The organism is Bartonella sp. AA126HLJHH, from assembly GCF_042197425.1.
Classification (GTDB): domain Bacteria; phylum Pseudomonadota; class Alphaproteobacteria; order Rhizobiales; family Rhizobiaceae; genus Bartonella.
Window position 1 is genome coordinate 22,593 of sequence record NZ_JBHIRU010000012.1, and the last position, 24,792, is coordinate 47,384.

Annotated in this window: 13 protein-coding genes; 7 read left to right on the plus strand and 6 right to left on the minus strand. The window is 39.9% G+C overall.

Annotated features, from left to right (window positions below):
• Positions 1–723 precede the first annotated feature (723 nt).
• Positions 724–5,679 (plus strand): DEAD/DEAH box helicase, encoded by a 4,956-nt coding sequence (locus tag ACFIQC_RS06730; RefSeq protein ID WP_375706918.1) that lies wholly within the window; start codon positions 724–726, stop codon positions 5,677–5,679.
• Positions 5,680–6,867: 1,188 nt separating this feature from the next.
• Positions 6,868–7,002, plus strand: a complete 135-nt coding sequence (locus ACFIQC_RS06735) for a hypothetical protein (RefSeq protein WP_375706919.1) — start codon at positions 6,868–6,870, stop codon at positions 7,000–7,002.
• Positions 7,003–7,021: 19 nt separating this feature from the next.
• On the opposite strand, the gene ACFIQC_RS06740 is transcribed toward ACFIQC_RS06735, so the two are convergent.
• The 5 genes from ACFIQC_RS06740 to ACFIQC_RS06760 all read right to left on the minus strand — a co-directional run bounded on the left by ACFIQC_RS06740 (position 7,022) and on the right by ACFIQC_RS06760 (position 14,230).
• On the minus strand, positions 7,022–7,690 hold the full coding sequence (locus ACFIQC_RS06740) for a YdcF family protein (RefSeq protein ID WP_375621027.1): 669 nt from the start codon (positions 7,688–7,690) through the stop codon (positions 7,022–7,024).
• Positions 7,691–7,694: 4 nt separating this feature from the next.
• Positions 7,695–8,648, minus strand: a complete 954-nt coding sequence (locus tag ACFIQC_RS06745; protein ID WP_375706920.1) for a cell division protein FtsX — start codon at positions 8,646–8,648, stop codon at positions 7,695–7,697.
• Positions 8,641–9,300: a cell division ATP-binding protein FtsE gene (ftsE, locus tag ACFIQC_RS06750; protein ID WP_273723097.1), complete on the minus strand. Its 660-nt coding sequence runs from the start codon at positions 9,298–9,300 to the stop codon at positions 8,641–8,643. Before ftsE ends, ACFIQC_RS06745 begins: the two co-directional genes overlap by 8 nt.
• Before the next feature lie 533 nt (positions 9,301–9,833).
• The gene (acs, locus tag ACFIQC_RS06755) at positions 9,834–11,777 is read right to left on the minus strand and encodes an acetate--CoA ligase (RefSeq protein WP_375686001.1); all 1,944 of its coding nucleotides are present in this window, start codon (positions 11,775–11,777) and stop codon (positions 9,834–9,836) included.
• A 1,763-nt stretch (positions 11,778–13,540) separates the two neighbouring features.
• A complete protein-coding gene (locus ACFIQC_RS06760; RefSeq protein WP_375706921.1) occupies positions 13,541–14,230 on the minus strand; it encodes a YggS family pyridoxal phosphate-dependent enzyme in 690 nt (229 codons plus the stop codon).
• 167 nt (positions 14,231–14,397) lie between these two features.
• Here ACFIQC_RS06760 and leuS point away from each other — a divergent pair, with 167 nt between their 5' ends.
• Positions 14,398–17,040, plus strand: a complete 2,643-nt coding sequence (leuS, locus tag ACFIQC_RS06765; protein WP_375621052.1) for a leucine--tRNA ligase — start codon at positions 14,398–14,400, stop codon at positions 17,038–17,040.
• The gene (lptE, locus tag ACFIQC_RS06770; RefSeq protein WP_375613171.1) at positions 17,027–17,635 is read left to right on the plus strand and encodes an LPS assembly lipoprotein LptE; all 609 of its coding nucleotides are present in this window, start codon (positions 17,027–17,029) and stop codon (positions 17,633–17,635) included. The genes leuS and lptE overlap by 14 nt, the downstream gene beginning before the upstream one ends.
• On the opposite strand, the gene fsa is transcribed toward lptE, so the two are convergent.
• Positions 17,632–18,285, minus strand: a complete 654-nt coding sequence (gene fsa / locus ACFIQC_RS06775) for a fructose-6-phosphate aldolase (protein WP_375706922.1) — start codon at positions 18,283–18,285, stop codon at positions 17,632–17,634. The two genes, lptE and fsa, sit on opposite strands and share 4 nt — an antisense overlap.
• Positions 18,286–19,435: 1,150 nt before the next feature.
• On the opposite strand from fsa, the gene ACFIQC_RS06780 reads away from it, so the two are divergent.
• The 3 genes from ACFIQC_RS06780 (at position 19,436) to atpA (ending at position 24,776) form a co-directional block, all read left to right on the plus strand.
• Positions 19,436–21,631, plus strand: coding sequence for a primosomal protein N' (locus tag ACFIQC_RS06780; protein ID WP_375706923.1), 2,196 nt, complete (start codon positions 19,436–19,438; stop codon positions 21,629–21,631).
• Positions 21,632–22,659: 1,028 nt separating this feature from the next.
• A complete protein-coding gene (atpH, locus tag ACFIQC_RS06785) occupies positions 22,660–23,241 on the plus strand; it encodes an ATP synthase F1 subunit delta (protein ID WP_375706924.1) in 582 nt (193 codons plus the stop codon).
• Complete coding sequence (gene atpA, locus ACFIQC_RS06790; protein WP_375706925.1) at positions 23,241–24,776, plus strand: F0F1 ATP synthase subunit alpha; 1,536 nt, start codon at positions 23,241–23,243, stop codon at positions 24,774–24,776. The genes atpH and atpA overlap by 1 nt, the downstream gene beginning before the upstream one ends.
• Positions 24,777–24,792 lie beyond the last annotated feature (16 nt).

Genomic DNA, 24,792 nt, shown 5'->3' on the forward strand with positions numbered 1-24,792 from the left:
ATTTCTTGTACAGTTTTTCTCCACACACTCATCCCGCTTGTGATGTGCAAGCGGGTGGTTTTGATTGATTCAAGATAAACAGATTTGAAATGAGAAAATCTTACGTTATTCAGAGTTCTAATTTAATATGAATGACGCTATATTATCATTATAAATCAATATATTGTACATATAAAAAAGAATTCTAAAATCACCCGCTATAAAGTATAAGAAGCGAATAATTAGTCTACGAAAGAACAAAAGACAAAGAAATATTTCAAAAATCAATATTTTGAATATCACGACTAATATTTTGCGTATTATAGTGAAATTATATGCATGATCGTTCGTAAAATGCGCTGTTTTGTGTGTGGAGTTTCTTCCTTGGTGTCTTGTGTGTTCGCAGGTGTCCTATCCATTTCCTCCTCTCATTCTTAAGCTAAATCCTAAAATTATTGCGCACTTTATTGTGTATTCTTAACAAAAGGCAAAAAATATTTTCAAAATCATCACGCCTTACCGTTTATTTCCATAGGGATATAGACATCAATAAATGCATCATATGATTTGGGGGATACTCAAAAAGATCAAAAGATTCTCTCTTGTTGATTTAATTAAGCATAGAAGAAATATCTTAAAATCAAGCAATTTTAAGCTTTTTTTAAGTTTTTTGGGTAGAACAAGAGGCATTAATGAATAGGTCTAGATTCGATAATTGAAGATGTTTTTAATAGAGAGAAAAGCATGACGACGCTGCAATCGCTTTTACAGAGCTATCGTGATGAAGCGCGTACCGAACGAGATAAAGGTACATATTTTGAGCGTTTTGCTCTTGCTTATCTGACACATGATCCTCTTCAGTCTGGGTGTTATGAGAAGGTTCAAACCTTTAAAGATTGGGCTCATGAAAATGATTGGGATGGTCATGATACTGGTATCGATCTTGTGGCAAAGCTTCGTGATGGAGGGGGTTTTGCGGCAATCCAATGTAAATTTTATGATGCAGCCTATCGGATTAGAAAAGCAGATATTGATAGTTTTATTTCGGCATCAGGGAAAGCTCCATTCAAGCGGCGTGTTATTATAGATAGTACTGAAAGTACTTGGAGTGATAACGCTGAAACAATGATACGGGGGCAGGATATTCCTGTTATACGGATTAATCTTTCCGATATACAACAAAGTCCGATCCGTTGGGAAACTTTTGCAGCCCAGGGCAAAGTTGTTTTGGAGGATAAAAAGAAAATCCGTCCACATCAATTGGAAGCATTGCGTGATGTGCGTGCTGGGCTTGCTCAAGCAGATCGGGGGAAGCTTATTATGGCTTGTGGTACTGGTAAGACATTTACCAGTCTTAAAATTGCTGAGGATTTGGCGGGTGAAGGCAAGTTTGTTTTGTTTCTTGTTCCTTCCTTGGCACTGATGTCACAGACGGTTCGTGAATGGACAACGGATGCAGGAATCGGATTGAGATCTTTTGCTGTTTGTTCCGATACACAAGTGGGAAAGCGTCGTAAAAATAGTGATGATGTTGCTGAAATTGATGTGTTTGATCTTGCTTTTCCGGCGACAACCGATGCTGCTAAACTTGCAGAACAGGTGGCGAAGAGTGTTGCAGATAAGATGACCGTGGTGTTTGCAACCTATCAATCTATTCAGGTGATTGCTGATGCTCAGAAAAACTATGGTTTGCCAACATTTGATCTTATCATTTGTGATGAAGCGCACCGTACAACAGGGGTAACGCTGGTGGGCGAGGATGAATCCAATTTTGTTAAGGTGCATTCCAATGATGTTATTCGTGCCAAGAAACGCCTTTATATGACAGCGACACCACGTATTTTTGGTGATAACGCAAAAAGTCGCGCGAATGAAGTTAATGCTGTTCTTGCTTCTATGGATGATGAAAAGCTTTTTGGTAAAACACTTTTTTATCGGGGTTTTTCATGGGCAGTACAAAATGATCTTTTAACAGATTATAAGGTTATTGTCTTAGCAATGGACGAAAAATTGGTCAGTTCCGCTGTTCAGAAGCGCCTTAGTGATAGCGATACTGAGCTTATTCTTGATGATGCAACAAAGATTATTGGCTGTTATAAGGCTTTGACAAAACAAAATATGAAGGCTGATGTTGGTGCGGATTTATATCCTATGCATCGTGCTTTAGCGTTTTGTAAAACTATTAAAAGTTCTGAACTTGTGCGTGATGAGTTTTCTACGGTTGTTAGAGAATATCTTGATTATACGAAAGAGGATACAGAAAATGAGCATTTTCTGAAGTGTGAAATTGAGCATGTTGATGGCACTTTTAATGCGAAGGATCGTGGTGCATTACTTGACTGGTTGAAAGCTGATAGTGGGGATGATGTTTGTCGTATTTTGACCAATGCTCGGTGTTTGTCTGAGGGGGTGGATGTTCCGGCTCTTGATGCGATCATGTTTTTAAATCCACGCAAAAGCCAGATTGATGTTGTGCAAGCGGTTGGGCGGGTGATGCGTCGCTCTGAAGGTAAAAAGATGGGATATGTCATTTTGCCAATTGGTATTCCTCCTGATACTCCAGTGGAACAGGCTTTGAACAACAATGATAAATATCGGGTTATCTGGCAAATTTTAAATGCTTTGCGTGCGCATGATGATCGTTTTGATGCGACGATTAATAAGGCATCCCTCGGGCAAGATATCAGCAATGTGATTGAGATTATTGGTGTCACGCAGAGCACTGAGTTACAGGCTGTTACGGCTGTTGTAGACAATCTTCCGGTTCGCTCACAGCCTGCACGAGCGGGAATTGGAAGTCTGGAGCATGATTGCTTTCTTACAGAGCAGGTAAACGAGGAGTTTTCTTTCTGCGTAGATGAACTTTCTCGTGCGATTTTGGCAAAGATCGTTAAGAAATGTGGGACACGTGATTATTGGGAGGATTGGGCGAGCAATATTGCTGAAATTGCTAAGAATCATATCACGCGCTTAACAGGCATTCTGGCAGAGCCAAATACTGAGGCGCGTCAAGCCTTTGACAGGTTTGTGGCAGAACTGCGTGATGACTTAAATGATGCTGTTACAGAAGCTGATGCGATTGAGATGTTGGCACAGCATATTATCACGCGTCCTGTCTTTCAGGTGTTGTTTGAAGGCTATCAGTTCACACGTGAGAATCCTGTCTCGCGTGCTATGCAGCGTATGCTTGATGTGCTTGATGAGGCAAATCTTGATAAGGAATCCAAAGATCTGGAAAAATTTTACGCAAGTGTAAAATTACGAGCCAGTGGCATTACGGATCCAAAAGCAAAACAGAGGTTGATTGTAGAGCTTTATGATAAGTTTTTTCGTTATGCTTTTCCACGCACTGTAGAAAAACTAGGCATTGTTTATACCCCCGTCGAGGTTGTGGATTTTATTTTGCACTCTGTCAATGATGTCTTAGAGCAAGAATTTGGGCAAACGCTTGGCTCACCGGGTGTGCACATCATGGATCCTTTTACTGGAACGGGTACTTTTATCACGCGGCTTTTACAATCGGGTCTGATAAAGCCAGAAGAAGTGAAACACAAATTTTGTCGTGAAATTCATGCCAATGAAATCGTGCTTTTAGCCTATTATATTGCAGCCATTAATATTGAGACGACCTATCATGGTCTGATGGGGGGCGATTATGTTCCGTTTGAGGGAATTTGTTTAACCGATACATTCCAGCTTTATGAGCAAGAAAAAGACCTGATCAGTGATTTGCTGGTGGATAACAGTACACGTCGGGCGCACCAGAAGGAACTGGATATTCGTGTTATTGTTGGCAACCCCCCTTATTCTTCTGGACAAAAAAGTGAAAACGACAATGCGCAGAATATTGGCTATCCTAAATTGGATCGTCGCATTCGTGAAACCTATGCCGCTCAATCTAAAGCAAGCAATGTTAATGGACTTTATGACAGTTATATTCGTGCCATTCGTTGGGCAAGTGACCGTATAAAAGACTGTGGTGTTATTGGTTTTGTGACAAATGCAGGTTTTATCAGTAGTTACTCTACGGATGGTTTACGAAAATGTTTAATCGAGGAATTTAGCAGCCTTTATATTTTCCATTTGCGGGGGAATCAACGAACTTCTGGAGAACTCTCTCGAAAGGAGGGGGGAAAGATTTTTGGTTCTGGGTCTCGCGCACCTATTGCGATTTCCATTTTGGTTAAAAATCCGGATGCACAACAGCATGGGAAAATATATTTTCGTGATATTGGAGATTATCTCACAGCAAAAGAAAAGCTCCGTGAACTTCAGAGGTTGGGGAGTATTGGTGGTATCACACGTGAACACAGCTGGCAGATGATTACACCTGATGAGCATGGCGATTGGCTGAATCAGCGCAATAATGATTTTGAAAAATTTCTAGCCTTAGGTGACAAGAAAGGCAGTGATAAAAGGCTCTTTGAAAATTTTTCTGGCGGTATACAAACTAGTCGTGATGCTTGGACATATAACTCAAGTCGTGAAGCTTTAGCAAAGAATATGAGCAATATGATTGCTTTTTATAACAGTGAAGTAGAGCGTTTTAATGCTGCGTATCTACATTCTGATCGCAAAGCACGTGCAAATGCTGTGAACGATTTTGTCAATACAGATTCTAGAAAGATTAGTTGGAGTAGTAGCCTTAAAGAAGAATTAATAAGGGGGAAAGCTTTTAAATTTAAAGATACGTATATTACTCAGAGCCTTTATCGTCCTTTTACACAACAGTGGCTCTATTACAATCGTGTTTTTAACCATAGAGTTTTACAAATGCCACGTATTTTTCCTCTGGAACAAGCGGCTGAAAATAAGGTGATACAAGTTACGGGAATTGGAGCAAGCAGTGGATTTTCTGTTCTGATGACTAAGAATTTATCTAATCTTCATGCAATGGATACTGGTCAATGTTTTCCACGGTATGTTTATGAAGATACTGTGTCCTTGAAAAATAAGGAGGGGGATCAGGTTCATTTGTTTGCAAATTTTGCAGAGGAAAGCAAAGAAACTGGTTTAGAGCGGCGTGATGCTCTTACGGACGAAGGGTTGGCTTATTTTAAGGCAGCTTATCCTGGCGAAATGATAACAAAGGATGATTTGTTTTATTATGTTTATGGGATTTTGCATTCTGAAGATTATCGTGCTCGTTATGCGCATAATCTGTCTAAACAATTGCCGCGTATTCCAACAGTTAAAAAGGTAGAGGATTTTTGGGCTTTTGTTACAGCGGGGCGAAAGCTTGGTGATTTGCATATGAATTATGAAGAGGTTGAACCCTATCCCGTTACCTATAAACAGGGTGATCCAAGAACTTGGGTGATTTCTGATGAGAAGAGTTTTTATCGTGTTGAAGCAATGAAATTTGCTGGTAAGCGTGGTGCTATTGACAAAAGCACCGTGGTTTATAATGCGAATATCACGATGCAGAATATTCCTCTTGAAGCTTATGAGTATGTGATCAATGGCAGGCCTGCTCTTGAATGGGTTATGGAGCGGCAGGTTGTCAAAACGGATAAAGCGAGTGGGATTGTGAATGATGCCAATCGCTATGCTGTTGAAACGGTGAGTAATCCAGCTTATCCATTGGAATTGTTTCAGCGGGTTATTACTGTAAGCTTGGAAACAATGAAAATTGTGCGCAACCTGCCAAAATTGGAAGTGAGAGAAACTGAAAAGGTTAAATTATCCATTGTGCGGTAAAATAGCGCTGTGTCGTAACAAACTGGCACTATCACACACCTTGTCAGCTCGTGGGTATTGCGACAGCCCTTGGCACTTGAGACACGTCCATAAGAGGCATGTCTTTCTTGTACAGTTTTACGCTGCGCAGGCTCTCTTCCTTTGTGATGTGCAAGTCCTATGTGATGTGCAAGAAAATGGTTTTGATTGATTCAATAGAGAATAGATTTGAAATGAGAGAATCTGATGATATTGAGAGCTCTCATTCAAGTTGTAGCGTAATAAATTTTCATTATAAATCAATATATTGTATGTGATAAAGCACCTTAGGCAGTGAGGTCGCTAAAATTATGACGCATGAGCTTTAGCGGTAGTGATGAATATTCTCAGGCAGGGTTTTCTTGTCTAGCTTTATGTGAGTAAACCATATAAATGGGGAAGCTGAGTGGAACCTGTCCAGAGAAAGTGGATTGTTTACAAATCGTTGCTAATAAGAATCGTCGCCTTTTGAGATGTTGAGAGGAAATGACAATTCTCATGAAATCTGTCTTTTGAGGTGTTCTGATATTGAAGTGAGCAGGTGGAACGCGTTAGACAAGAAGCTGAGTTATTATTGTTTACAGATCAATAGAGTTTAAAAGTTTTCGTTCTTTTTGGGAGAGGAAACCAGACAAAAGGTGATCTTAGAGAGCGAAATGATTTCAAAAAAGATTGCGATAAAAAACGTAGGGTATTTGTCGCGGTGTGCGTTTTGAGCTTATTTCTATCTGTGATCTAAAATGCTCTTATGAAGATGCTTTTTAGAATAAGAGATTGTTACTAATATATTGACTTATAATGATAGTTTAACATTCTCTCTGTTGAATGAGAAATCTAAGTATTATAAATTTTCTCATTTTAAATCTATTAAAATTACTTCTTTGCATGTCATACGAGGTTGGTATGTTCGTGTTTAAGAAAGGCGTAATGCATGCCTCTTACCAATCATCCCAAGAGGTTTAAGAGCTATCGTAATACTTGGGGGGTGGCAAAATATAGGGTGAGGCGGTTTGCATTTTTTATGAAGGGTAAGACAGTGGTATAAATAGATTTTTATGACAAGTCTGGAGATCTTATGGCTGTCTGGGGGCTCTATTTACAAGAGCTTATATATTGGGATGGTATGTACAGATCCGCGCTGTGAGATATGTTTGGGATGTAAGAGATGTTTTGGGTGAACGTGCAAATACAGTGACACGTGCATTGGGATGTTCTGCGTTGTATGAGGGTAAGCTCTGTCGAGTTTTTATAGAGGCAACTCGTGTGGAAGGGTATGAAGCGGTTCGTGGGTGGCAAGGTTTTTAAAAAGTCAGAAGGATAAAGATTAGAATGCGGTTCTGATATAGACTTGGAGCGTTTTAATATATTGGAATATAAGAATGCGGATTTGATTGATCTGTTGTATTGCGCTTTCAGCATTGTTCTTTTTAACAGGATAGGCAATGAAATGGATATCAGGCATTAAATATTTAAGTTCTCGCATTGAGCGCCACACATGGTAATCATGGGTGACGATATAAAGGGTTCTATAGTGGTGTTTTTTGATCCAAGCGGCGCTTTCTTCGGCGTTTCCTCTGGTGTTAATCGCTTGATGCCCGATGTCAATACAACAGGAGATAAGCCGTGGGGTAATATGCATGTTGTGCATGAGACTTTTCAGATTGGTTGTGGTGTTTACGCCACTGATGAGGAGACGTGAACCAAACCCCCTTTGTAAGAGATTAAGTCCTGTCTCTATTCGGTTTTCTCCACCTGTAAGCACGATAATGGCATCCGCTTTGGGGAGAGGTGTTGGGGGAGAAAGTCGTTCAGTTTTTTCAGAAAAAATGATAAAACCGCTCCAGAAAATGAAAACAATGATTGAAAGAGTAAGGGTTGTCGGTGGAAAATAGCGAAATAAAAAGCAGGGAGACCAACTATTATAGTGGGGCCGTTTTGGAAGAGGACGTTCTAAATTTTTTTGCATCAATGAGTTGGGGCTGTTGTGAGTCATAAAATTAAAATAAACCGTTTTCACATTGATCGATTTTTTTCAGTTGCGCTAAAATAGTCATGCGGTTGGTAAGGGTGGTGAGAAAAGAAACGAAAATAATAAGCAGAGTGATTTTTCCGTAGGGGATGGAACTTATGGAAAGATGTCCAAACAAAGCTGTTACTTGGCTAGCTTCTACTCTTCCCAAGTTATAATTCGTCCAGAAGCAAAAGGCTGAAAACAGAAATATGCTTGTAAGACCACCATATAAAGCACCACGCAGCGCAGTTTTAAAAAAATGCCAGTCAAATTGGCGCGCAATGAAAAGAGTTTCAGTACCAAGGAAATATAAGACATTGATAATATGTGTATTTTCTGCCAATGCATTGCGGGTGGCAAAAATGATGGTGAGGATAAGAGAGCCTAAAACCAATGCTAAAATTGAAAAACCAATGAAAACAGTGGTGTGTGCCATGGTCGCAAAACGATGAACCCAAACACGGTGATCATCAAATTGACCTCCTGGAATTTGGGTTTTAATGGCGTGATTAATGGCTGCAAAATTGATTTTTTCATCTCTCTTCAGGGTCACAATGATGAGGCGGGGAAGGGGTAGTTCATTGACATTGAAGCCTGTTCCAAGCCATGGCTCCAGTAACTTTTCTGTAGCTTTTTGGTCAACAATTTTTGCATCTTGTACACCAGAAAATGTTTTAACCAATTGTACGGCATCACGGAGTGCTTTGTTGATATCAACATTGTCAATGGGGCGTATTTGTATTGTTGCTTCATAGCTAATCTGATTACTCCAATTTTGGGCGGCACGTTGGACCAAATCAACACCGATTAAGGTGAGGCTTGAAAGAAATGTCATAATAGCAATCACGGCAACTAATGCTTTTCCAGAAATATTACCACTGGGAATAATCGCTGTTGTATTTTTTTTATTGCTTGTAAAAATGGGGAAAGACTTATTCATGAATCGTCATCCGTCCGTTATGGAGAAGCATACGTCGTGCTGCAACTTGTTCCATTAAGGCAATATCATGGGTAGCAATGATAACAGCTGTTCCAAAACGATTTAATTCAATAAACAAACGCAGTAGGCGTTTTGCCAAGGGCGGATCGACATTTCCGGTGGGTTCATCGGCAAGTAGAATTTCAGGTTGATCAATGAGTGCGCGTGCAATGGCTACCCTTTGTTTTTCCCCACCGGAAAGAACCGGTGGTAAAACATGAATATGATCTCCAAGACCTACCCAACAGAGAAGATCTTCCACTTCACTGCGATAGGTTGCTTCTTCTTGTCCTTTAATGCGTAAAGGTAAGGAGACATTTTCATAAGTGGTCATGTGGTCGAGTAAACGAAAATCTTGAAAAACCACCCCGATACGTTGTCGCAGCGCAGGGAGCTCTTGTCGTTTGAGCAATGCTGTGTCTGTTCCAAAGAGATCAATATGACCGCGGGTGGGTTTGAGTGCCAAAAACATAAGACGCATCAGCGACGTTTTCCCTGCTCCAGAGGCACCTGTGAGAAATTGAAATGATCCAGGAGGAATATGAAAGCTAATATCACGAAGGACCTCAGGGCCCATTCCATAGCGTAGGCCGACATTTTCAAAATGAATCACTTTTTATTATTACTCCTGATTTTATATTGCATCATTTATTCTAAAAACTCTTACTTTCATTGCTTTAGATTTTTGTTGTAAGCTTGTTTATTTTAGATTTCATGGTTTTCAATATTTTTTATACACCCTCGTTATAGATAAATATTTTTGCTCAAGAATATTATCACTTATACTTTCTTTTTTTAGCCTTATTTATGATTTTAGCAGGAATTTCAAAGGGATTCTAGCATAAACATCAGAACTATTTTTCCTTCTTACTCAGAAGCTTTTTTTGCACTGAGTGGACATTGGGTGATTTTAAAAAGCTATGTTGCTCTTTTTATCTTACTTTCTTATTCTTGTTCGTATCCCAATCCTGAGGTTTTGGCTTAAATTATTTCTTACCTCTCATGAAGAAAAGCGTTTGTTGTTAGAATGATTGAGCTTTTCATGAATTGTTTTGTTTTTTATTATCCTCGGTGGTTTTCGTAATAATGCTGAGATAATTTTAGCAAAAAACAAAAACCACCGTATGTTGTATTTCGTCGTGTTTTTTAGTTTTGTCGGTTGGCAATCAGATCTTCAACAACTTGTGGTTCGGCAAGAGTTGAAATATCTCCGAGAGTATCAAAATCGTTTTCAGCGATTTTTCGTAAAATACGTCTCATAATTTTCCCTGATCGCGTTTTGGGAAGCTGCGGAGCAAACTGAATTTTATCCAATATGGCAATAGAGCCTATTTCTTGTCTCACATGCTTGATAAGGTCTTTTTGCAATTCTTCACTTGGCGCTGTTCCTTCCATGAGGGTCACAAAACTATAAATTCCTTGTCCTTTAATGGGATGCGGGTAACCCACAATAGCTGCTTCTGATACAGAGGGATGAGAAACAAGAGCCGATTCAATTTCAGCGGTTCCTAATCTGTGCCCCGAGACATTGAGAATGTCATCAACTCGTCCTGTGATCCAATAATAACCGTCGCTATCGCGCCTACAGCTATCGCCTGAAAAATATTTTCCTTTATAGGAGGAAAAATAAGTTTGAATAAAGCGTTCATGATCCTTATAAAGTGTGCGCATTTGTCCGGGCCATGAATCACTGATACAAAGAGTGCCTTCTGCTTCACCTTCTAAAACATTGCCTTGGGCATCAACAATTTGGGGTTGAACACCAAAGAAAGGACGTGTGGCCGATCCTGCTTTGAGGGGGGTTGCACCAGGCAAGGGTGTGATCATATGCCCTCCTGTTTCCGTTTGCCACCATGTATCGAGAATCGGACAACGGTCATTTCCAATTATATGATAAAACCATTCCCATGCTTCTGGGTTAATCGGTTCGCCTACCGTGCCTAAAAGACGCAACGACGTCCTGTCTGAGTGTTCAACAAACGAATTTCCTGCTCCCATTAAGGCGCGGATAGCTGTTGGTGCGGTGTAGAGTGTATTGACTTGATGCTTGTCGACAATTTCCCAGAATCTGCCTTTGTCAGGAAAGGTTGGTGTGCCTTCAAACATTAAAGTGGTCGCACCATTACATAAAGGTCCATAAACCAAGTAAGAATGGCCGGTTATCCAACCAATATCAGCCGTACACCAGTAAACTTCATCGGGGTGGTAATCAAAAACATATTGGTGAGTCATCGAGGCAAAAACAAGATAGCCTGCTGTGGTATGCAAAACACCTTTAGGTTTGCCGGTGGAGCCTGAAGTATAAAGAATAAAAAGCGGATCTTCAGCATTCATGGGTTCTGCTGGACAAGCTGTTTTGGCATGAGCTATCTCTTCGTGGTACCAAAAATCACGCCCCTCTACCCATTGAATGGGTCCACAAGTCCGCCGTATAACCATGACTTGGTCCACCTGCACGTTTTGGCGCGCGGCTATCTCAATGGCATGGTCAACGTTGTCTTTTAAGTTGATCCGTTTGCCGCCACGCAAGCCGTGATCAGCGGTAATCATAAAGGTTGATTCACAATCGACAAGGCGTCCTGCTATTGCTTCAGCAGAAAAGCCAGCAAAAATAACCGAATGAATAGCTCCAATGCGAGCACAAGCAAGCATGGCATAGGCTGCTTCGGGAATCATAGGAAGATAAATGGTTACTTTATCGCCTTTCTTAATGCCACGACTTTTCAAAAGATTAGCAAAACGACAAACATGTTCATAAAGCTCGTTATAGGTTATTTTTTTATCATGATAAGGATTATCTCCTTCCCAAATGAGCGCGATTTTGTCTCCATGGGTTTTCAGGTGGCGATCAATGCAATTATAGGTAACATTTGTTATCCCATCTTCGTACCATTGAATGGAGACATCTCCGTTAAAAGAAGTGTTTTTTACTTTTGTAAAAGGTTTAAACCATTCAATGCGTTGACCATGTTTGGCCCAGAAGCTTTCTGGATCATTGATGCTTTCTCGATACCATTGTTGATAAGTTTCCTCATCGAGTAAAGTATTTTTTTTGATCTCTTCTGATATTGGATAAATTTTTTCAGTCATGTTTCCCTCTTTTTATTGTTTGGAAAAATCTGCCTCTGTATTTTTGTATGGTTATATTTGTGGCAGAGTTTTCCCAAAAGCTTTTCATTGTGAGGTTAGACTAAATGACAAAGATTAGAATAGTCAATTTTTAAAATCTGATACGTTTGTATTCAAGAGAGTATTTTATGCTTTTAGGATATTCAAATGTGGCAGAATCTATTGTAGTAAAGAGCTTTTTATAAAAGCATAAAGGCACTAAAAAATATCATATAAAAAGGGAGATGAAGGTGCTTTATTGATTATCGCTTTAAATGTTTTTTATTTTGTATTCCCTTATTTAAAAAAGAATAAGTTTATTAATAATTAATTAAACCAAAATATCAGAAATAATGAAAAGAATTACTGTATATAAAGTTTATTTTATATTTACTTTCCAACTGTAACTACCACTTTTAAAAACCAATAGCATATATAGGGATAAAGACAATGAGAATACAAAACATTCTTACGATTTCATAACAAATATTCATTATAAAAAAATCCTGATTATAAGATGTGATCCACAATAGATATCTCTGAAAATTATTTTATGCACAGATGTAGATATTTAATTTTGGTATATTCTTACAAATATACTTACAAAATTATTTAACTTCAGAGATATCTTTGTCGCCATATGACCGAATGTGTTGAATGAACCAAACATATTAATTCTCCTTAATTATCCACATTAAAAGTAGTATCACAATGATACATTTCAAATGGTTATTACGTATTTTAGATCATTGTCAAAGATAAATTTTAAAAATGGAAATAAAAATACTATATAAATCATATATATGTTATGTATATATTAATTTTTTTCTTAAAAAGATAATAATATTATTTACAATATTTTAAAATATAAGAAATACCCCATGGTTTTTCTTAATTAAAGTTTAAAATCAGAAAAATTGCGCATATGAAAAGTTGAAGTTTTTCTCTTTGTTTACGAGAAAGATAAAGAAATATCGTTATTGAAATCGGTCTCATTGCCATTGTTTTTCTTGCATGTATTATGCGCACATGCGTGAGATTCGTTCTTTTATTTTTCAGGCGAATATTGACCGTATGTTATGCTTTGTAGAGCATGGAAAGCCTCTATGCTATCGTTGATCTTATAGATTGCTAGCATGTTGTTTAGCGCGGCTCTTGGTGCTCTATTGGGTATTTGAGATGTTTATTTTGCTCAAGTGACTTACATGAAAGAGTTTTGTTATTGTATTATGCAGCCATAAGCCTCTTTTGCCTGCTTTACGCCATTGGCATGCGGGGAAATTGTTTACGCATGTTGGAGAAGTTAAGAGAATGCGTGATTTTCAATGAAAATCATTGCGATAATCGTATTCAATATTCTTTTGCTATTAGTGATTTTGCGACAGTTTTTTCATTCATGCTCAACGCCCCTCTTATCATTTTGCTTTTATATAAGGATTTATTTTTTATGTTGCTTTTGCTGGAGAGGCGTTCAGAGGGGAGTAAAGTAGAGCCAATATGCGAGAATATGAGAGCCAAATTGTAATGCTATTTTGAAGCTATTGTACGTGTTGTGGATGTGCCGGTGAGAAATTTGAGAAGACCAGCTTTTTTGCTTATTTTGCTAACAGGATGAAAGAGGGACTGGAATCTTTTTTGCTAGAATTGCTCCTTTATTGAGATTGAAGGAAATATTTTTCTCATTTCTGCTGTTTTTGGCTTGTTCGTAGAATTTTCAATGGGAATTTATATGAGGGGAAATTGCTTTACACAGGGCGTTTTCCAAATAAAGCGGAGCCAATGCGAAGGACATTAGAGCCAAACTGTAGAGCGGTTTTGAAGTCACTGGACATACCCATGGAAAGCTTTGGAAGACCTGCTTGTTTTGCTAATTTTGCTAAGAGCGCGAAATAGGGACCGGGGTTTTCGTCGACAGGGGGAATGCCCATAAGTCCGATGATATCAAGTCCATAATTGTTTTTGCATTGAGAAACAAAAGGGATCACTTCTTGTGGTGCGATACCACTTTTTTGCGGTTCTAAGCCAATATTGACTTGAACATAGCAGGGAAGATGCCTTTTTTGCTTTTGCATTTCTTCCATCAAAACTTTTGCTATTTTTTCACGATCAACCGTTTGGATGACATCAAAAAGTTTGACAGCTTCAGCGGCTTTATTCGATTGTAGGGGACCGATGAGATGGAGTTTAATATTTTCAAATTGTTGACGTAACCCGAGCCATTTTTGTGCCGCTTCTTGTACGCGGTTTTCTGCAAACAAAGATTGGCCTGCTTGTAAAAGGGGTCGTATATCAATAGCAGAAACAGTTTTTGAAACAGCGATAAGTTCAATTTCTTCTACAGGGCGTTGTAGCTCTTGACATGTTTCAGCAATGTCTTTTTGAAGGTTTTGCCATGCTTCAGTGGAAGGGGCATTGAGGGGCGTTTGTGTATTCATGTTTTTGTGCTTTACCTTTTTTGTTCAAGAGTTGGTCGTTTTTTTTTAAAGTTTTATAAAATACTTAGGGAAATATTTCACGAAAATGTTGACGATGAGGTTAATCCATGGTCAAGCATAATAAAACAAGTTTTTTTGTTCAGTTTTATTAAAAGAGTATAATGGGAATGACGATTGAGCATTATAAGATAGGCGAACGCTATAATCCACGGGCGAGAGAAAAAAAATGGCAAGAAATTTGGGATGAAAAGAAAATTTTTCAGACTGTCCAAGAAGATGCTCGTGAAAAATATTATGTTTTAGAGATGTTTCCTTACCCTTCTGGCCGTATTCACATGGGGCATGTGCGCAATTATGCCATGGGGGATGTGGTTGCACGCTATAAACGCGCCAAGGGGTTTAATGTCCTTCATCCTATGGGGTGGGACGCTTTTGGGATGCCGGCTGAAAATGCTGCTATGCAAAATAAAGTGCACCCTAAAACTTGGACTTATCAAAATATTGCGGTGATGCGTGGGCAATTAAAGCAATTAGGGCTCTCGATAGATTGGACTCGGGAATTTGCGACTTGTGATGTGGAATATTACCACCGCCAACAAATGTTGTTCCTTGATTTCTATCAAAAGGGGTTGGTAGCACGTAAAGTGGCTAAGGTGAATTGGGATCCTGTTGATCATACTGTTTTGGCCAATGAACAGGTTGTTGATGGGCGGGGATGGCGTTCTGGTGCGTTGGTGGAACAACGTGAGTTGACGCAGTGGTTTTTCAAAATTAGCGACTTTAGTGAAGATCTCTTGGCAGGGCTTGAAGAGCTGAACCAATGGCCGGAAAAAGTTCGCACCATGCAAAAAAATTGGATTGGAAAATCACAAGGTTTGCTGATTCGTTGGGCTTTAAAGTCGGCGGGTGATGCTGATGATGTTTGTGAGAAATTTGATGAGGTTGTTTGTTATTCAACGCGTCCTGATACACTGTTTGGCGCTTCCTTTTTGGCTCTGTCTGTTGATCATCCTATTGCACAAGCTTTGGCAAAAAAAGACAAAGCGTTGAGTGCTTTTATTGAAAATTGTCGGTGTGGTGGAACGACAACGGCAGCACTTGAAACAGCTGAAAAACAAGGGTTTCTCACGCCCCTTTTGGCTGTTCATCCTTTCGATTCAACAGTACATATTCCCGTTTATATCGCGAATTTTGTGCTTATGGACTATGGAACAGGGGTTGTTTTTGGTTGTCCAGCTCATGATCAGAGAGATTTCGATTTTGCGCGTAAATATGATCTTCCAATAAAACCCGTGGTTTTGCCAAAAGGAGAGCAAGCAGAAGATTTTGTTATTACTGAAACACCTTATACGGGTGATGGGGTGATGATCAATTCTAGTTTTTTGGATGGTTTGACACCCCGACAAGCTTTTGAAGAAGCTGCTAAAAAGCTTGAAAAACAAATGCTCAATGGGCAACCGCAAGGGAAGAAAACAGTGCAATTTCGTTTGCGTGATTGGGGGATTTCGCGTCAACGTTATTGGGGGTGCCCCATTCCGATGATCCATTGTACAACTTGTGGGGTTGTTCCTGTTCCACGTGCTAATTTACCGGTTGTGTTGCCTGATGATGTTACTTTTGATCAACCAGGAAATCCTCTTGCACGACATGAAACATGGCAGAATGTTACTTGTCCTTCCTGTGGTCAACCTGCCAAACGCGAAACCGATACCATGGATACATTTGTTGACTCTTCTTGGTATTATGCACGCTTTACGGCTCCTTTTGCGCAGGGACCTGTTGACAAACAAGCAACAGCTGAATGGTTGCCTGTGCAACAATATATTGGTGGAATTGAGCATGCCATTTTGCATCTTCTTTATGCACGCTTTTTTATGCGTGCTATGAAATTGGTCGGTCATGTGACGGTAGATGAGCCTTTTAAGGGGCTTTTTACCCAAGGTATGGTGGTGCATGAAACCTATCGAGATGGTAAAGGGTGGGTTTCTCCAGCAGAAATTTCGATTGTTGAAAAAGATGGAAAGCGGTGTGCTTATAAATTAACCGATCAAAGTGAAGTGACGATTGGTTTGATTGAGAAAATGTCAAAATCAAAAAAGAATGTCGTTGATCCTGATGATATTATTGCATCTTATGGCGCTGATACTGTGCGTTGGTTTGTGTTGTCAGATTCTCCTCCCGAGCGGGATGTCATTTGGACAGAATCTGGTGTTGAAGGTGCACATCGCTTTGTACAGCGTGTTTGGCGCCATGTGGCTGTGAGTGCTTCTATTTTAAAGGATGTGGCGCCTTGTGCAGGGCATCAGGGAGCGGCTTTGGAACTCTCAAAGGTCGCACATCGCACGCTTTGCGCTGTAGAAGATGATTTGGAAAAATTCGCTTTTAATCGGGCTATTGCACGCCTTTATGAATTCTTGAATATTATGGCGCCGTTGTTAAATAGGATAGAAAGTGTTGACGATGAAATGAAAGCTTCTTTACGTCAAGCTATGGATTTTTTTCTTGCTATGATTGCACCCATGATGCCCCATTTAGCAGAAGAATGTCATGCTGCTTTAGGGGGAAAAAATTTAATATCTGCGCTTGCTTGGCCTATTTATGATCCCACGTTAACCGTTGCGGAATGCTATACTTTGCCAGTACAAATTAATGGTAAAAAACGTGGTGAGGTGAGCGTTGCAGCAACTGCTGATGAGGTGATGATTAAAGAAGCGGTTTTGGCGTTAGATTTTGTAAAGGCGCAGCTGATTGAAAAGCCTGTGAAAAAAATCATTGTTGTTCCACAAAGGATTGTGAATGTCGTTTTTTAGAAGTTCTATTCTTGTCATTTTAGCTGGTGTATTCACACTGTTGTGTGGATGCAAAGTTGAACCGCTTTACCGTCAAGAGTTGCAGAGTGCAATGACAATGGATTCTGCTTCTTATGGGAATCCTGCTTCTGGGCACCCTTCTGGACAAGCTTCTTTGGGATTAGCGCAAAAGCTTGCTTCTATTGTTGTGGAAGAACCTTCGGATCGTTTTGGACAAATGGTGCGCAATCATCTTCTATTTCTTTTGTATGGAAATGGTGCTAAACCTTCTCTACCTGCTTATCAATTGGCATTGCAGATATCCGTCTTTACCAGAGAATCGATGCAGATAGAGGTTGATTTCGAGAAAAAGAGAAAGGGACGACCTTCTGTTGGAACTGTTATGAGCAGAGCTTCTTACACTTTGCAGGATATGAAAAATACTCTTGTTGCAAAAGGAACAGCAATGATGAATGCATCTTTTGAGCGACTTCGTCAAGAATATGCAACGCTGCAAGCAGAAGAAGATGCAAAAAAACGTGTTGCGGAAGAGTTGGCTGAACAGATCTTTTTGTTACTTTCAAAAGATCTTTCCAATAAAAATTCTAGATATTAAGCAATATTTTGTCCTGTTTTTTTCCAGTCGTTGAGGAATATTTGCAACCCTTTGTCGGTGAGAGGGTGTTTGACCAGTGCTTTTAAGATTGCTGGTGGAACTGTTGCAATGTCAGCACCGCTTAGTGCTGCTTCTTTGACATGATTAACGGTGCGGATTGAAGCGGCTAGGATTTGTGTTTCAAAGTTATAGTTATCATAAATTGTGCGAATTTCATGAAGCAGTTCACTTCCATCATTTCCACAATCATCAAGTCTACCAATAAAAGGTGAAACGAATGTTGCACCTGCTTTGGCGGCTAATAAGGCTTGATTGGCAGAAAAACAAAGTGTGAGATTTGTTTTTAGTCCTGCTGCTGTGAGGGCTTTACAGGCTTTTAATCCATCGAGTGTTAAAGGAAGCTTGATACAAATATTGTCGGCAATCTTTGCTAAAACAGCTGCTTCTTTCATGATGCTTTCAAATTCCGTTGCTGCAACTTCAGCAGAAACAGGTCCGCTAACGAGAGCACAAATTTCTTTTGTAACATCAAGAATATTGCGTCCTGATTTTAGGATAAGAGAGGGATTGGTTGTGACACCATCAACAAGGCTTAAATTCTGTAACTCTTGAATTTCTTCAATATTGGCGCTATCCACAAAAAATTTCATCTCTAACCTCTTCTTTTTAGCTTTATCCTATTTTTTGTTATGCGCTATTGTTGACTGCAAAAGCAAGAGAAAGAATTAATATCTGTGTAAAGAACAAGAATGCTATGGTGTTAATCATGTACCCGTTTTCGGTAAAGAAATATGATTTATCGTTTCCACACCCATTTCATAGTGTTACTCGTGATAAGGTATAGAATTCATTGCGTACCAACATTTTTGCGTATTGGCATCTTTGCGTAGCGGTGTTTTTATATTTATGGAAATAAGCTAGCATTATCAAACACTTTGCTCATTTCCTATTTGCGATTGCTCTTGATATTTGAGAGTGCATCATAAGATACCTTCCTTTTTTAGGGGGTATGTTTAACTTTGTTTTTGATGAAAGCGGATGGATTTATTTTGTCGTAAAACACTGTTGAAGAACGCCTGTAAAATTTTACGCATGAAGGGTTTTTTTATGGTCAATTACATTGATTTATTCTGTGTTCTCCATTCTTCAACAATACGCTTTTGTGCTGCTTGTATTGTTGCTTGATTCTCAATCAAGCTGAAAGATGTATACACGTGTTTTCACGTTTTGGCACAAAGCCAAAGTGAATATTGTAACGGCTCCATTTGCAATATTATTCTCCCTATAATTAAAATCATGGGATACTCTTTCATCAATAAGGATTTACAAATGTTCCTCGATGGGGTTGAAATGAGAAAAATTCATCGTATTGAGGGTTTTATTACAATAGGTAAAATGATGATTATATCTTTATAAATCAGTTTGTTGAAGATAAATTGAGATATGAGGCGGTAAAAAAATAAAAGTGTGCGTTGGGAAGAAGTCATACTATGGGATCGCTTTGTTGAAGGATGCACTTAACCGATAGCATGTTGAATGCTTAATAGTGATGCGCTTTATTTGCACAGAAGAATGGCGCTGTTTTTTTTGCTATAGAGTTTTTTATTATAGACGATGAGATTGGTTCTTTTATTGGCACTTTGGTGATGAAATGAGTATTAAAAAGAATTTTTGTTAGAAAAGTGTTGTAATCGGGGGGATTGAATCCTGCAATGAATTTTATAAGAGTGTTTAAAGATTAAGGTTTAGGCCTGTTGGTGTTCAATAGGTCGTAGATTGGTTTAAAAGATGAATTCAAACATGATAGAGGAAAAGATTGTATCCGTATTGGTTCCTCTTCCTGTTGCTCACGCTTATAGTTATAAAGTTCCATCTTCTATGGAGGTGAACGTTGGTTCCTTTGTTCGGGTTCCGTTGATGGGGCGTGAGCTTTGCGGTTTTGTTGTGGACGTTGGAGAGCAGACAGCCGATGGGCAAAAGTCTGCTCCTGTGGCGCGTGAAAAATTACGCTCTCTGCTTCATGTTTTTGATTGTCCCCCATTAAAGGCAGAAATGATCACATTTTTGCGTTTTGTTAGTCGCTATACAATGGCACCTTTTGGTCTTGTAGCACGATTGGTTTTGTCGGTACCGGCTGCTTTAGAGCCGGAAGCGCAGATGCTGGGTTTGCGATATTGTGGTGGAAATGTAGAACGTCTCACACCAGCGCGATCACGGATTTTGGAATTGCTGCGTAATGAGAAGATATGGACACGTTCTGGTCTGGCACATGCGGCTGGAACTTCGGTTTCTGTTGTTGAAGGTTTAAAAGCGCTAGGAATTTTTGAAGATGTTAAGGTTCCTGCTCCTGATCTTGTGGCAATGCCTGATCCTGATTTTTGTCCCCCTCAGTTGCAGGGAGCGCAAAATGAAGCAGCAACATTATTGCGGGAAGGTGTTTTATCTTCTCAGTTTCAAGTTTTTTTGCTTGATGGTGTTACCGGATCAGGAAAGACAGAGGTTTATTTTGAAGCGGTCGCTCAAGCTTTCAAAGGGGGCAAGCAGGTTTTAATTTTATTGCCGGAAATTGCTTTAACTCAGCAGTTTTTAGATCGTTTTTATGCACGTTTTGGCGCTGCGGCAGCAGAATGGCATTCTGATCTGACGCCACGTCGTAGAGAACGCGTCTGGCGGCAAGTTGCAGAAGGGCGGGTGCGTGTCGTTGCGGGGGCTCGTTCGGCACTTTTTCTTCCCTTTCATGAGCTTGGCTTGATTGTTGTCGATGAAGAGCATGATAGCGCTTATAAACAAGAAGAGCGCATTTTTTATCATGCGCGTGATATGGCTGTTGCACGGGGCTCTTTTGAGCATTTTCCTGTTATTTTATCTTCAGCAACACCGTCGATTGAAAGCCAAGCCAATGTTTTAAAAGGGCGTTATCAAAAGGTGCATTTACCTTCCCGTTTTAAAGAAGTTGCACTTCCACAGTTGCGGGTGATTGATATGCGCCAAGGAGGAGTGCAAAAGGGGCGCTTTATTTCCTTTGCTCTTGAAAGGGCTTTAAAACAAACGCTTGATAAGGGCGAACAAGCTCTTCTTTTTCTTAATCGTCGTGGTTATGCACCTTTGACTTTATGCCGAATTTGCGGACATCGTTTTCATTGTACCGATTGTTCAAGTTGGTTGGTCGAACATCGTGCGCAAGGGCAACTGAAATGTCATCATTGTGGATATCATGAACCACTTCCTCAAGCCTGTCCTGAATGCGGGACATTAGATCATCTCGTGGCTTGTGGACCGGGTGTGGAAAGAATTGCCGAAGAAACACAAATGCTTTTTCCTCAAGCGCGATCATTGATCCTTTCAACAGATCTCAAAGGAGGGATTGGGAAGTTGCGAAGCGAATTACAAGCCATTGCAAATGGCGATGTGGACATTATTATTGGAACACAGTTGGTCGCTAAAGGACATCATTTTCCCAAGCTCTCTCTGGTTGGTGTTATTGATGCTGATCTTGGTCTTGCCAATGGCGATTTACGCGCAAGTGAACGTACCTATCAGCTGCTTTCTCAAGTTACCGGAAGAGCAGGGCGTGTGGGATTGAAAAGTTTAGGATTATTGCAAACTTATCAACCAGATCATCCGGTTATCAAAGCCTTACTTGCATGCCAGCCAGAAGATTTTTACACACGTGAGATTGCAGCGCGTCAGCATTATCATTTGCCTCCCTATGGGCGGCTTGCCTCTTTGATCGTGTCTGCACAACAGCGCCAAGCAGCAGAACATTATGCGCGCGCATTGCGTCAGGCAGCGCCACGGGAAAAAAATATCTCGGTTATGGGACCAGCAGAAGCGCCTTTGGCTTTGGTTCGGGGGCGTTATCGTTTTCGGCTTTTGCTGCAAGGACAGCGTTCTTTTGATATACAAGGGTTTATACGTGCAATGCTTAGCGGTACACCCAAAATGCCCAGTTCCGTTCGGGTTCAAATTGATATTGATCCGCAAAGTTTTTTCTAAAACCAGTATCGCATAAAGTGAAGGTCTCTTTGCTTAAGGTGCTTTACTTGAATTCTTATATTATTCAGAATAAGCATCCAGGCAGCAAAATATGATACATGTCCATTGCATTAAGTAGAGCCACGGGAAAAAATATCTTTGTTATAGAACCAGCAGAAGCGCTTCTCTTCTTCGAGGGCACTATCATTTCGGCTTTTACTCCTTTTTTGTACGAGGGACAGTATCTTTTTGATAGGCGGATTCTTTTTATAAGGGCTGAAAATGCTTAGCTGTACACCAAAAGTATCCAATTCTATTCGAGTTCAAATTGATAGCGATCTATGCTTTTTCTAAAATCAGTGCAATATAGTGATATATAAAGTGAAGCTATGTGGGCTTAATGAAGGTCATGTTTTTGATAAAAAAATTTGAAAAGAGAGAATTTGTCGATATTTGAAGCTTATCCGGTATGAAAAATGATATATTGTCATTATAAATCAATGTTTTGTATATTTAAAGAGTGTGCTTACAAGAAAATATTACTTGGTGAAATTTTTTAAAAGGAGTGGGTATTTGAAGAAAAAAGATCAATGTTTTCTTTAATTTTTAGGAGGATATTCATTGTTTTTTCTTTCTTATCAGTTTGAAATAATAGACTTTTTCAATCGCAGCTGCATCTCATTAAAGGTCTTGTGGTGATAAAGGGAGTGTTTTTTGGAGAAGAAGTGTTTTATTATGGTGGCAAGGGCATTTGAAGAAAAATCAAAGAGAGTGAAAAAATCGCTCAGAGAATGTCAAAAAGAGGCATAAAAAAACTGTGATGCCATCCTGTATATCTAAAAAAAATGCTTTTCAAAAATATTTTGAATATTTTATTAAAATTTTTAAAAAGCAGCGATTTGTGGTGTTGCGAGTCGGCTATGTCTATGCTAGAAACCAAGTGATTTTTGTTCTAGGTTTTAAGAAAAAGATTCTTAAGATTGAGAATGTCTGTTTCATTTCATCTGATAACTATCAGAGAGTCGCTCAAGGGAAAGAGGCGGTATTTCGTGTCGGATTCATTTTCTCTCATACCGCTGCCGTTGGTAGATCAACGCTATGCGCAAGCGCTTTTTGATTGCGTTCAAGAAGCCGGAAACGTTGAAAAGGTTGAAAAGGCAGTAGAGGATCTTTTGCTTGTTTTGGAGCATAAGGATTTAAAACGCTTTGTGCTTAGTCCATTCTTTTCAGTTAAAGAGCAAATTAAGGTAATGCAATCTGTTTGTGCAAACATCAAATTTGCTGATAAAAACGCAGGGCAGGTCATTGGTAATTTTTTACGTGTTATTGCAACAAATCGTAGGCTTAGTGCCGTATTTGGTATTTTACGTGCTTTTCAGCATTGTGTTGCACGCGCTCGTAGGCAGGTTGCTGCGCAAATTGTTTCTGCGTGCCCTTTAAGTTCTCAACAAAGACAAGAGTTGTGTGAGGCTTTGGAAGGTGTTGTTGGAGGAAAAGTCTTGCTGCACATCATTGTGGATCCAACAATTCTTGGTGGATTAATCGTTCGTGTGGGGTCGTCTCAAATTGATACGTCTCTTCTCACAAAATTGTCTTCACTTAAGCTTGCATTGAAAAAAGAGGTCAGCTGATGGATATTAGACCATCTGAAATTTCAAAAATTCTAAAAGAGCAAATCAAAAACTTTGACCAAAAGGCTGAGGTTTCAGAAATTGGTTGGGTTCTCTCTGTAGGGGATGGTATTGCTCGCGTTTATGGTTTGGATAATGTCCAAGCAGGGGAAATGGTCGCCTTTCCAAACGGTGTGCGTGGTATGGCACTCAATTTGGAAGTTGATAATGTTGGTGTGGTCATTTTTGGCTCAGATCGTGAGATTCGTGAAGGTGATTGTGTAAAGCGGCTAGGCGCTATCGTCGATGTTCCTGTGGGTCCCACTTTGTTGGGGCGTGTGGTTGATGCGTTGGGAAACCCTATCGATGGGAAGGGTCCCATTAAAGCAACAGAGCGTCGTCGTGTCGATGTTAAGGCTCCTGGAATTATTCCGCGTCAGTCTGTCCATGAACCGATGTCGACCGGATTGAAAGCGATTGACGCACTCATCCCTATTGGACGGGGGCAGCGTGAATTGGTGATTGGTGATCGCCAAACAGGAAAAACAGCAATTTTGCTCGATACATTTTTAAACCAAAAACCTTTTCATGAAAAAGGGGCTGGACGAGAGCAAGACAAAGTTTATTGTATTTATGTGGCTATCGGTCAAAAACGTTCGACGGTGGCACAGTTCGTTAAAGTTTTAGAAGAACGTGGAGCGCTGGAATATTCTATTATTGTTGCAGCGACTGCTTCTGATCCAGCACCACTGCAATTTATTGCACCTCTTGCTGGGTGTGCTATGGGTGAGTATTTCCGTGATAATGGGCAACATGCTTTGATTGGTTATGATGACTTGTCAAAACAGGCGGTGGCGTATCGTCAAATGTCTCTTTTATTGCGTCGTCCTCCAGGTCGTGAAGCTTATCCGGGAGATGTTTTCTATCTGCACTCGCGTCTTTTAGAGCGGGCTGCGAAGTTGAATGCGGAAAATGGATCTGGGTCGTTGACAGCTTTGCCGGTTATTGAAACGCAAGCAAATGATGTTTCTGCCTATATTCCTACAAATGTGATTTCGATTACTGATGGGCAAATTTTTCTAGAGACTAATTTGTTTTATCAAGGAATTCGTCCTGCTGTAAATGTTGGTCTTTCTGTATCGCGTGTTGGTTCTGCTGCACAAATTAAGGCAATGAAGCAAGTTGCTGGCTCGATTAAAGGTGAATTGGCGCAATATCGTGAAATGGCAGCTTTTGCGCAGTTTGGCTCTGATTTGGATGCGTCAACCCAGCGTCTGTTAAATCGGGGTGCGCGCTTGACAGAGCTGTTGAAGCAGCCGCAATTTTCTCCACTCAAAACAGAAGAACAGGTGGTGGTTATTTTCGCGGGTGTGAATGGCTATCTTGATGCTTTGGCGGTTTCTGATGTTGCGCGGTTTGAGCAGGGACTTTTGGTGCTTTTGCGTAGTGATTATCAAGATCTCTTAAAGGCAATTGCTGAGCAAAAGCAAATAACAGATGAGCTGAAAGATAAGTTGATAACTGTTCTTGATACTTATGCGAAAAATTTCTCGTGATGAATTGATGGAATGC